Origin of the sequence: Rhodopirellula maiorica SM1, from assembly GCF_000346295.1 — a bacterium.
Taxonomy (GTDB): Bacteria; Planctomycetota; Planctomycetia; order Pirellulales; family Pirellulaceae; genus Novipirellula; species Novipirellula maiorica.
In genome coordinates, this window is record NZ_ANOG01000158.1 from 1 (window position 1) to 11610 (window position 11610).

The following is an 11610-nucleotide window of genomic DNA, read 5'->3' on the forward strand; positions in this document are numbered from 1 at the left end:
TGGTCTCGTTAGACCACCGCGAAATCGACCAGCGACGATTCAGTCGCGGTCAGTGATTCAGAGTGAATTCATTTAGGTGGATAGGCAGTTATGAGTAATGTTTTAAGAATAGCCCTTGTTGATCCGAATGATGCCTCCCGTAATCAGCTCAAAGGGATGCTCGTGGGGATGGATACGGTGTGGCTTGAGGCAGATTGCTCTCGCTATGAATTCTATCCCGATGTCGTCGAGCAGACGAATCCCGATGCGGGAGTGATTGCCCTTGACGCGAATCCCGACAAAGCAATCGAATTGATTCAGCGGCTTTCGACCTCGGCGCCCGAGACGTCGTTGTTGGCTGTCAGCGAAAGCACCGATGGGCATTTGATCCTGCGAACGATTCGCGCCGGTGCGAAAGAGTTCTTGACGCTGCCGTTAACGAAAGAAGAACTCAGCAGCACGCTGGACCGAATCAGCCAGCAAAAGTTCGGCGCCAGCGAAGGCGGCAGTCGGCCTTGCGAAGTCATTGCGGTGGCCGGAGCAACCGGTGGCGTCGGAACCACCAGCGCCGCGGTGAACCTTGGTTGCGTGTTGGCTGCGGATCCTCAGAACAGTGTCGCACTGGTCGATCTGGATCTGGCCCTCGGCGATGCCGACGTGTTTCTGGATTCGATCCCCGATTACACTTTGGCCGACGTTGTCCAGAACATTGCTCGCTTGGATATCCAGCTTCTCAAACGATCGTTGACAAAACATAGCAGCGGATTGTACCTGCTGCCACGACCGGTGGAACTTCACGACACCGAGTCGATCAACGGCGACAGCATTCGCAAAGTGATCGGGCTACTGAAAGCCTCGTTCACTCACCTCGTGCTGGATCTCTCGAAAACCTACAGCCAAGTCGACATTGCCGCGATGCAGTGTGCCAGCCGAATCATTCTTGTTACTCAGCTCGACTTGCCGTGTTTGCGGAACGTCGTTCGTTTGATGATGAGCTTTGAAGAGATGGATAATCTGCAGGACAAGGTGGAGATCATTGTCAATCGCGCCGGGTTGGACTCGGGGCAAATCAGTCTGAAGAAGGCCAAGGAGACGCTTGGACGCGAGATTTTTGCGTTGCTGCCTAACGACTATCGTACGATGGTCGAAGTCCGCAATAATGGCGTCCCTTTGATTATCCAGGCGCCCAAGGCCGCGATCACTCAGTCGATTCGAGATCTCGCAGCCAAGCTGGACAGCAAAACGCACGCTCCGGCCGAAGAGAAAGAAGCGGCCGAGAAACCTGTGGCCAACAAATGGAAGAAATTTTGGCCCGGGGCCGCCAAAACGTAGCGTTCAAACTAGGCGGCCGGACTCAGCGGCCGGTGCGAAATTCAAATCACGCTTTAACACGCGATTACGATTGAGATTCGATCCAATTCAGTAGGGTGCGAACCATGACGCCGGTGGCCCCCGCATCGCGGTGGGGTTTGGGCGAATCGACAAACGCGGGACCAGCGATGTCGATGTGCACCCAAGGCGTATCGCCGACAAAGTTCTCGAGGAACTTAGCGGCCGTGATCGCGCCTCCCCAGCGGCCTTCGCCCACGTTCTTGATGTCGGCGACCTTGCTCTTGACCTTTTCGTCGTACAGGTCGAACATCGGCAATTGCCAGACAGGTTCGCCCTCGTGTTTCGCCGCTTGCGAAACGGCATCACACAGCGGTTGATCGTTGGTCATCAATCCGGCGACCTCCATCCCCAACGCGACCATGCACGCGCCCGTCAGGGTGGCCAAGTCCACGATGCTCGAAGGGGCGTTTTCGCGAGTCACATCGAGAGTATCGGCCAACACCACGCGGCCTTCGGCATCGGTGTTTAAGATTTCGATCGTCTTGCCGCTGCGTGTTTTGATCACATCGCCCAGTTTATAGCTTGTGCCGCTGATCATGTTTTCCGCCAAGCCACAAACGCCGATCACATTTCGTTTGACACCCAGCTTTGCGACCGCTTGCATCACGCCAAACACCGTTGCGGCACCCGCCATATCGCATTTCATGTCGACCATCCCGTCGCTGGGTTTGATTGACAAACCGCCACTATCAAACGTCACTCCTTTGCCGACGATGGCAATCGGAGCTTCGTCTCCGCCTCCTTGATGACGAAAAATCACAATCCGCGGCGGGCGAGCTGATCCCGCGCCGACAGCAAGAATAGCGCGGCAATTTTCGCTTTCCAGTTTGGTTTCGTCCCAGACTTCGATGTCCAACCCCGACGCATCCGCCATTTTACGGGATTGCTCGGCAAAGGATTCCGGATAAATCACCCCTGCAGGCTCGTTCACCAATCGGCGAGTTCGGATCATGGCGTGACCGATGATCTTGCCACGCTCGATCGCTTCTTGCGAAATGCCCGAAAAACGGATCGTGGTGGGGACATGCGAGCTAGGTTCGGAATGATAAATGGCCAAGTTTTCGCAAGCACAAATCGCCCCGGCCACAATCGCGTCGTGGGTCGACGGATCAAAGCACTCGCCAATCGCAATATCAACTTGATCCAACTCGCTGTTCGTGATCGATCGTATGGCAATTGCTGCGGTCTCAAATGCGTCCACCCGATGATCGCGGGTGTCGTCGCCAGTGCCCACAAGTAGCACGACGGGGGGGCCGTCTTTGATCGCTGGAACCAGTTTATTGACCTTGCCTCGGTTGCAAGAAATCGCTTTGCGTTCGCGCAAGCGGTCGATCCAGCCATCGCCGACTTCGTTTAGCCGAGTCAACGTGCCCGAATCCTGCTGCTTGCCCGAGATTCCTACGATCAACACGTCGGTGGACGCATCCGATGCATCAGTGAGCATAATGACGTTGGGCGAGGGAAGAGGAAGACTTTCAAGCATCGGTTTTCAGGGGTTTATAAGGCAATGGGACGCAGGCACTTTCCATGTGGCGTCTGCGGTGGCGGTCGAGCATGATGTGCAATCGACCGGTGTTAGTCTAAAGACATCTCGCCGGTTATCCTAGCTAGCCAGTAACCTTAGGGGGCCCGCTAATTTTTTGAGGGGCCGTTATGCTAGTGGCTTGCTCGTTGCTGCTCGCCTAATTGACCAGGGCAACTGGCCTGAAAAACTCAGTCCGACTTGCTTCGCCAAACTCAACCGGGCTAAGCAGGTAGGAAGGAATTATCGGGGCGAATCCCGTTGACCGTTTGGGCACTAGCCCGGGGTGAATGTCGGAACCGTGGCTAGACGGCTGGTTAATTTACGGCTGGTTAATTTATTGAGCCGCTCGCGCGTCAGCGGCCGGGTCCCACACGCTACCCGGTGCCTTACGGCCCACGGCTCACCAATGCGATTTGCATTTCGACTGAATCAACAGCCTGCTAACGCCAAAGTGGCTAATATACCGAAAACGTCCTGTCTAGCTGCTTAGCTATCGTTGACCTTTGTTCTACCACTACCGTAGATTCCTCCTGCTCGATTTGAAAGCTGATTGTGAAGCACCGTAGCACTCAAGATGTCGTTGAGGATTTACGCCGCGATGGACGGTTGATTGAGGTCACCGATCCCGTTGATCCATGCTTGGAAATGGCCGAGATTCAGCGTCGTGTCTACGCCCGAGGGGGCCCCGGCATTCTGTTTTCAAATGTCGTGGGATCGCGTTTCCCTATGGCATCCAATTTATTCGGAACGCTAGAGCAGGCGCGTTATTTGTTCCGTGACACGCTCGAATCGGTTCGTCGGCTAATCGAACTGAAATTGGATCCTTCGGCACTTCCCAAACGACCGCTGCGTTATGCAGGTGTTCCCTGGACCGCACTGCATACGTTGCCAAAATCGGTTTCCCGTGGCGCGGTGACGGCGAATCGCTGCCGTGTTTCGGAGTTGCCGCAACTAAAGTGCTGGCCCGATGACGGCGGGGCGTTCGTGACGCTGCCTCAAGTACTCAGTGAGCACCCGGCCGCGGTCGGCGATCTGATGAAAGTCAATCTGGGGATGTACCGGATCCAGATCTCGGGAAATGAATATCAAGCGGATCAAGAGGTCGGCTTGCATTATCAGATTCATCGTGGGATCGGCGTCCACCATCGTGCCGCCCTGGATCGCAATGAACCGCTACGCGTCGCGATCACGGTGGGCGGTTCGCCCGCGATGACTCTTGCCGCCGTGATGCCGTTGCCCGAAGGATTGACGGAACTGATCTTTGCCGGCGCATTGTCGGGGCGACGCATTGCTATGGTGCGAGGCAATCATGCACCGGTCTATGCCGATGCCGATTTTGCCATCGTGGGGACGATCGATCCGGCGCGGACGAAACCCGAAGGCCCCTTTGGCGATCATCTCGGGTACTATAGCTTGGAACACCCTTTTCCGCTGATGCACGTCGAGCATGTGTGGCACCGCAGCGGCGCAATATGGCCGTTCACAGTCGTTGGGCGACCGCCTCAAGAGGATACCACGTTCGGCCAACTGATTCATGAATTGACCGATCCGATCATTCCCACGGTGATCCCCGGCGTTAAAGCAGTGCACGCCGTGGATGCGGCTGGTGTGCACCCGTTGCTGTTGGCGATCGGCAGCGAACGTTACATGCCCTATCTGAAGCGTCAGGAGCCGCAGGAACTACTGACTCAGGCCAACGCGATCCTCGGCAATGGCCAACTATCGCTTGCCAAGTACTTGTGGATTACCGATGACCCCTCGGGCCAACTTGACATTCACCAAATCGAACCTTTTTTTCAACACATCCTCAAACGCGTGGATTGGCGACGCGATTTACATTTCCATACACGGACGACGATCGATACGCTTGACTACAGCGGCAGCGGGCTGAATCGTGGTTCAAAATTGGTCGTTGCTGCCTCGGGTGATCCGATTCGCGAATTGGCGACCGAGTGGCCACGCGACGTGACGCTTCCGGAACCGTTCTCGCAACCTCGTCAAGTGATGCCAGGTGTGTTTGCAATCGAGTCACCAAAGTATCCGTCGTCCGAGGATTCAGGAAACGGAAAATCAAACCAGGTCGATCGAATCGCCGAGGCATTGGAGCAATGCCAGAAAGACGGTCGCCGCGATTCGCTTGCCGGTGTGATGATTCTGAGCGTGGTGGATGACAGTGCGTTTGCCTCTGCATCGCTTTCGAATTGGTTGTGGATCACCTTTACCCGCAGCAATCCTGCGGTGGATGTTTCCGGCGTGGGCGAATCGTGGGCCGACAAACACTGGGGTTGTGACGGACCACTGATCATCGATGCACGCGTCAAACCCTCGCATGCACCCGCTCTCGTCGAAGATCCCGAAACCACTGCTAAAGTGGATGCTCGAGCAGCAAGAGGCGGGCCGCTAGCAAAATACTTGTAGCCTAAGTACCGCGTTATTTGCGAACCGCGATTTCGCCGACGTGACAAAGCCGTCCGCTCGCCGACGTTCGTATTGTCATGCTATCGCTCGATTCGTAGTATTGCGGGACGTGCGTTGCGATTTGGCGAAGTACAGCAGTCTAACGTGTGATGATCTGGATCGACCGCGACCTTTTTTAACCCCACAGACTCTTACGGCGGCGACATGGAAGTGAACACAGCCGAGTGGATCCAACGGCAAACCAAGCGTTTGGATTCGCAGCCGATCACGGGATATCTTCCCTCGGGGCCTCCGTCGGCCGAGTCTGTTGCGTTTGCGGCTCTGGCAGCATGTGCCTATCAGCGTCCCGGGGCAGCGGCAACCGCATGTCGGCGGCTGTTCGAATCCCAGCTCGCGAATGGTTCGGTAGCGGTATGGCTTGATGACAATGGACCCTATTGGCCCACCTCACTTGCCTGTATCGCGTGGCGAAGGTTTGAAAAACTATGGCCAGAACAAGCGAAATCGTGGTGCCGAGATGGCTACGAAAAAGGGATGGATTTTTTGCTGAACTGTGGCGGCGAAAAAATCGCTCACAACGATATCATCGGTCATGATACCGAATTGGTCGGATGGCCTTGGGTGCTGGGAACGCACTCTTGGATCGAACCGACCGCAATGGCACTGCTGGCAATGCGACATTGCGACCGAGCCAACCATCCTCGTGCGATCGAAGCGACGAAGTTGCTTTTGGATCGCCAGCTGCCGACGGGAGGTGCAAACTATGGTAACACGTTTGTGCTCGGCCAGGTGCTGCGTCCGCATGTCTTGCCCAGTGCGATGTGCGTGGTCGCGCTGCATCGTATCACGCCCGTTCCCAAGGAACTTGGTGCCACGGTGCATTACTTGCAACAAGAACTGAATCGACCGATTGCGGCTACGTCGCTCTCATGGACCATCCATGCACTGGTGTCGGCCGCCTGGAATTCCGAGAATGGATTTGAATTGGAATTTGACTGGCCGCTTCGCTCGGCGATTGAGCGATTACAGGTGATGGGCGAGAACCCTCATCGACAAAATCAATTGATGTTAGCGGCGCGATATCGTCAATCGCCTCTGCTGGACTTGCCATCGCTGCAGACGGGGAAATCTAATCGAGGGACCTTACAATGAGTCAATCTAACGATTCGACCCATCCGGCAACAAAACAGGACCGTCGTGGTTTTCTGGTGTCGGGAGCCGTCGTGGCCGCTGGGGCTGCGGGCGTGGCTTATTGGAACCGGCGTTCGCGGCCGAACGCGTCGGTGTTTATCGCTAGAAATCAGAAATACGATGGCGAATTGGTTCGCACCATTCGCGAGGGAATGATTGCGTGCGAATTTGATCCTGCGTGGGTATCGGGCAAACGTGTCTTGCTGAAGCCCAACTTGGTGGAACCCTCGCGGCTAGCGCCTCATATGACGACGCACCCTGCGATGATCCAGGCTGCCGCGGAGGTGTTTCGTGGCTGGAATGCCGAAGTGACCGTTGGCGAAGGTCCCGGGCACGTTCGCGACACCGAGCAAGCGCTACTCGATTCCGGTGTAATGGAAGCGCTGCACGACGCCAAACTCTCGTTTGCTGATTTGAATTACCAACAGGTGCGTTCGGTAGGAAACGTGGGCCGCGCCTGTGCACTGAAGCATTTTTATTTCCCACAAGCCGTGATCGAAGCCGACTTGATTGTCAGCATGCCAAAGATGAAAACGCATCATTGGATGGGCATGACCGGGGCGATGAAGAATCTGTATGGCGTGATCCCAGGATGCAAATACGGTTGGCCAAAGAATGTACTGCATTTTAATGGGATTCCCCAAACCGTATTCGACATCAATTCGTCGGTCGGGCGGACGATGACGATCGTCGATGGGATTGATTGCATGGAAGGTGACGGACCGATCTTGGGAACGAAGAAGTCGATGGGGTTGGTGTTGGTCGGCCAAAACTTAACCGCCGTCGACTCCACGCTCTGCCGGATCATGGATATCTTACCCGAACGCATTCCTTACCTCGCACTGGCCGCCGATAAGCTCGGGCCGCTAAGCGAATCGGAAATCATGCAGCGTGGTGAATCATGGCGTCCGCTAGTGGATCCTTTTTTGCTGCTTGATCGAGATCACCTGCGGGGTTTGCGAGAAGCCAAAACGCACTTCGTTACTTGAAAAGCAGCATGTCCCAACCTGAGCCCTCCCAACCTGAGTCCCCGGCCGCGCCGCGTCACGCTTCTGCATTCGCCCGCGTTTTTGGCTGTCCCCATCCTGTCGCCTTGGTCACCGGCAGCGGTGCCCCGCGAGTCGGTCGGGCGATCGCGATGGCATTGGCCCAGCAGGGATGCCGCATCGCACTGCACGCCAACAACAGCACCGACGAGGCGGCGCAAGCGGCTGCGGAGATAACGCAACGATTCGGCAGCGAAGCGATCGTGACGTGCGGGGCATTGCAAAACGATGGGGTGGCCGATCGCATCGTCGACCAAACGCATTCGCAATTCGGTCGCATCGATGTGTTGGTCAATTCGGCTGCGATTTGGCAGCCCACGCGATTGGAAAACGTCACGCCCGACGATGTGCGACGTTATTTCGAGATCAATGCGCTTGGATCTTTTTTGTGTGCCCGGGCGGCAGGCTTGAAAATGGTGTCTCAGCCCAACGGCGGATCGATCGTGAACATCGGGGATTGGGCCACCGTGCGGCCGTATCTGGATCACGCGGCCTATTTCCCTAGCAAAGGATCGATCGAGGTGATGACTCGCTCGTTAGCGGTCGAGCTAGCGCACCGCAATCCGCAGGTGCGTGTGAACTGCATTCAGCCCGGTCCTGTGTTGCTGTCGGATGAGGTAAGCCAGTCACAGCAACAGACCATCGCCGCTAGCACCTTGGTCGGCCGGGTCGGTTCGCCAGAGAACATCGCCCACGCAGTTCAATTCTTATGTGAAAACGACTTTGTCACCGGCGTTTGTTTGCCCGTCGACGGAGGACGCAGCATCTTTGCTCCCGATGGCCTACAAATTGGCATGAACACAGGCTAAATCTTTTGTCACACTACGAGACGGCGAGCATGCTGTCACGAAGCAGGCGGATATTTCGCAGCCAAGCTTTCGCTTGCGTCACTCAAGACAATCCCCGCAGCTTCCTGTTGTCGCGTGACTCGATCGGTTGCCGTTAGTCGCACGGCGCGAACCGCGGCATCAGCGATCCGTTGGCCCCGCCACAGCACGCCAACGTAAATTGTGCCGTCAAGCTGCGTCGGCGCGTCGGGGCCGAGATGTCCCGTCACCGCCACAGCTAAGTCGGCTTCGGGAGTTTGTTCTAGCACGTTCTTGGCCAATTCGAGCGTGACCAACGCACTGACGGCGGTATGTTTTTCAATTAAACTAGTCGCGATATTTAACCACTGCGTTTTTGTTTGCTCGCGATAGACCACGGCGGAACCGCAAAGCCAGTTTGAGATTCCCGGTACCGTCGCTAGTGTGGCCGAGACCAGCCCCGCAGTGCAGCTTTCAGCAAACACGATTCGCTTCTCGTTGTTTGCGAGTCCGTCCGCCAAGGTGCGAGCATGATCGAGAATATTCATCGAGCGGTGTCACTAGTGCATGAAATAGGAGCAAAGGTTGCGGGTTATCCGAGAGACCATCCGGCACGTGGCTCGCGGCGAAGGAACGGTTCGGCTTCGGGGCATCCGGTGCACTCCATCGTCTCGCGATTCCAGATGATTTTCTTGCCCACGCGATAGGCCACATTGCCGAGGTGGTTGGCTTCGGTCAACGGGCCAGCGTAGCTGGCAAACGGGCTGCCGGTTTCACCTTCGCCGCGACACGCAAGCAGCCACTCTTGGTGATGGCCAGGCGAATCCGCAATAAACGGTTCGGGGCGTTCGAAATCGGCAAAGTCCGACTCGGGCAATAGGATATGTTTACCGTAATCGGACAACAACATCCCCTTGCTGCCAACAAACAAAACGCCGCTGTCCCATCGCGGGATTTCGTTTTGCGTCCACCGTTCGGGTTTGTGTGTCCCCTGGTACCACGTCAACGTGAGCGGCGGCAACTTACCTCGCTGACCATATTCGTAAACCGCCGTCATTGATGCCGGCGCGATTTCATCATGCGGGGGAAGCCCGAACGCCTCGACGCTCTGCGGCGCATCGAGCTTCAGTGCCCAGAAGGGAAGGTCGTTCCAGTGTGAACCGAGGTCGGACATCGTGCCGTTGCCGAAATCCCACCAACGGTACCAATTAGGGCCGGGGAAATAGACTTCGTGGAATGGACGCTTGGGCGCCGGACCAAGCCACAGGTCCCAATCGAGATGAGCAGGCGGCTGCATCGCAGTTGGGGGGCGATGATCAACGAACAAGCGGTCACGGTGTTTTTTTGCGTCGGCTTTGGATTGGTATCCCCATGCTCGCGATACCCACACATGGGCTTCGCTGACATCGCCAATCGCTCCGCTTTGAATCAATTCAACCACTCGGCGAAAGTTCCCCGATGCATGTATTTGTGTACCCATTTGGGTCACGACGCCCGCCTGGGCAGCGGCTTCCGCAATGCGGCGTGTTTCGTAGACGTTATAAGCGAGCGGTTTTTCACAGTACACATGCTTGCCCAATTGCAGGGCCGGCATCGTGGCATAAGCATGAGTGTGTTCGGTCGTGCTGACCACCACCGCGTCGATCTCGTTTCCGATCGCGTCGTACATCTTGCGGAAATCAGCGAACTTTTTCGCTTTGCTAAATCGTGTGGCGGCGTGATCGACAAACCGAGAATCGACATCGCACAGCCCGACCACATCGACCGCTCCGCTTGCGGAGATCGCCGAAAGATTGGCACCGCCACGGCCTCCGACGCCTACAAAGGCAACCTTCATTCGGTCGTTCGCAGACAAAGCCATTAGCGGTCGCGGTGTGGCGGCCGCAGCAGCGGTTGCAATGGAACCCGCCAATAGTTGTCGACGATTGAAGAGTAACGCTCGGTTCATAGGATCACCTTTGTCAACGCCAGGAAGGAAATGATGGAGGGATCGCGAAACCGGTTCACAAAATGTGTTGCACTTGGATGCAAACGCACACTCATGGGCGTGGCGTGTGCCCATCGCAAGGGCCACGTTGCGAAGCCGGTCAGCGACACTTGCTCTACCGTGGTGAGCAAGTGAACGTCATTGTAGCCCGGCGATTGCGTCTCCGTGGCACATCGTAGCGATTTCCTCGCTACGAAAAGCGAAATGAACCACGGGAAAGGCCGCCTACCACTCCAAGACATAGGCAAAGACGAGCGGGGCAACGATGGATGCATCACTTTGCACCATAAACTTAGGCGCTTCAGGCTCCAGTTTGCACCACGTGATTTTCTCGTTCGGTACGGCGCCGCTGTATCCACCAAAGCTGGTCACGGCGTCGCTGATCTGACAGAAATACGCCCACAATGGGATGTCCAGCTTCAGATCCTGGATCATCAGGGGCACCACGCAAATGGGGAAGTCGCCGGCGATTCCGCCCCCGACTTGGAAAAAACCGATTGGGCTATGCTTGGACGTTTCACTGTACCAATGGATCAATTTTTCCATCTGCATCGTGCCCGAAGCGATCGCTTGATGATTTGCCACTTTGCCTTCGTACACGCGAGCCGCATAGATGTTGCCGAGCGTCGAATCCTCGAGCCCAGGAACAAAGACGGGAATTCCGGCGTCTTTGGCGGCGGCGAGCCAGCTGTTTTCGCGTGGAATCTGGTAGTGCTGGACCAAGTCTTCGTCGTCCAAAAGGTCGAACATGAATTGGGCCGGCATCCTCATCTCTTTTTTCTCTGCGGCTTCCTGCCACATCACCAGCAATTTGCTCTCGATGTGACGCATTACCGTTTCGGGAATGCAGGTATCGGTGACGCGGTTGAATCCTTCGTCTCGCAATTTGACTTCGTCTTGAACCGAAAGAGCTCGCCAATCTTCGATGATCCGGTATTCGTCATGCGCGACAGGTTAAAAATGTCCTCTTCGAGATTCGCTGCGGTGCAGGTGATTGCATGCACCTTGCCTTGGCGAATCATCTCGGCCAGTGAGATCCCCAGTTCACCAGTGCTCATCGCCCCGGCGAGCGTGACCATCATCTTGCCGCCGTTTTCCGCAGCGACAAATTCACGATAGCTTTTCGCAGCACTCAAGGTTTCGCGTGCATTGAAATGGAGGAAATTCTTTTCAAGGAATTCAGATACGTTCACGGCAAATGTTTCTTGTTAAAGCGTCACGAAAACGGGATGAGGAGGGGGGTTTTTTGAGATTCTAGCGGGTAAT

At 56.0% G+C, this 11610-nt stretch carries 10 protein-coding genes; 5 read left to right on the forward strand and 5 right to left on the reverse strand.

What is annotated here, in order from left to right; translation table 11 throughout:
- Positions 1-90: 90 nt before the first annotated feature.
- A complete protein-coding gene (locus RMSM_RS04735) occupies positions 91-1311 on the forward strand; it encodes a nucleotide-binding protein (RefSeq protein ID WP_040764122.1) in 1221 nt (406 codons plus the stop codon).
- 64 nt (positions 1312-1375) lie between these two features.
- Here RMSM_RS04735 and RMSM_RS04740 read toward each other — a convergent pair whose 3' ends face one another.
- Entirely contained in the window at positions 1376-2854 is a 1479-nt protein-coding gene (locus tag RMSM_RS04740; protein ID WP_144057376.1) for a leucyl aminopeptidase, read from the reverse strand.
- A 594-nt stretch (positions 2855-3448) separates the two neighbouring features.
- On the opposite strand from RMSM_RS04740, the gene RMSM_RS04745 reads away from it, so the two are divergent.
- From RMSM_RS04745 to RMSM_RS04760, 4 genes are all read left to right on the forward strand, one after another.
- Entirely contained in the window at positions 3449-5314 is a 1866-nt protein-coding gene (locus tag RMSM_RS04745; RefSeq protein ID WP_008692356.1) for a UbiD family decarboxylase, read from the forward strand.
- 204 nt (positions 5315-5518) lie between these two features.
- A complete protein-coding gene (locus RMSM_RS36415) occupies positions 5519-6466 on the forward strand; it encodes a hypothetical protein (protein ID WP_008692358.1) in 948 nt (315 codons plus the stop codon).
- Entirely contained in the window at positions 6463-7494 is a 1032-nt protein-coding gene (locus RMSM_RS04755; RefSeq protein ID WP_008692360.1) for a DUF362 domain-containing protein, read from the forward strand. Before RMSM_RS36415 ends, RMSM_RS04755 begins: the two co-directional genes overlap by 4 nt.
- An 8-nt stretch (positions 7495-7502) precedes the next feature.
- Positions 7503-8360, forward strand: a complete 858-nt coding sequence (locus RMSM_RS04760; protein WP_081614013.1) for an SDR family NAD(P)-dependent oxidoreductase — start codon at positions 7503-7505, stop codon at positions 8358-8360.
- Between the two features lie 35 nt (positions 8361-8395).
- Here the strand turns inward: RMSM_RS04760 and RMSM_RS04765 are convergent, their stop codons facing one another.
- From RMSM_RS04765 to RMSM_RS43345, 4 genes are all read right to left on the reverse strand, one after another.
- Complete coding sequence (locus RMSM_RS04765) at positions 8396-8905, reverse strand: CinA family protein (RefSeq protein ID WP_008692364.1); 510 nt, start codon at positions 8903-8905, stop codon at positions 8396-8398.
- Positions 8906-8949: 44 nt separating this feature from the next.
- Complete coding sequence (locus RMSM_RS04770) at positions 8950-10305, reverse strand: Gfo/Idh/MocA family protein (protein WP_008692366.1); 1356 nt, start codon at positions 10303-10305, stop codon at positions 8950-8952.
- A 264-nt stretch (positions 10306-10569) separates the two neighbouring features.
- The gene (locus RMSM_RS04775) at positions 10570-11229 is read right to left on the reverse strand and encodes a deoxyhypusine synthase family protein (protein ID WP_261340331.1); all 660 of its coding nucleotides are present in this window, start codon (positions 11227-11229) and stop codon (positions 10570-10572) included.
- Positions 11175-11537, reverse strand: a complete 363-nt coding sequence (locus RMSM_RS43345; RefSeq protein WP_008692372.1) for a deoxyhypusine synthase family protein — start codon at positions 11535-11537, stop codon at positions 11175-11177. Before RMSM_RS43345 ends, RMSM_RS04775 begins: the two co-directional genes overlap by 55 nt.
- Positions 11538-11610 lie beyond the last annotated feature (73 nt).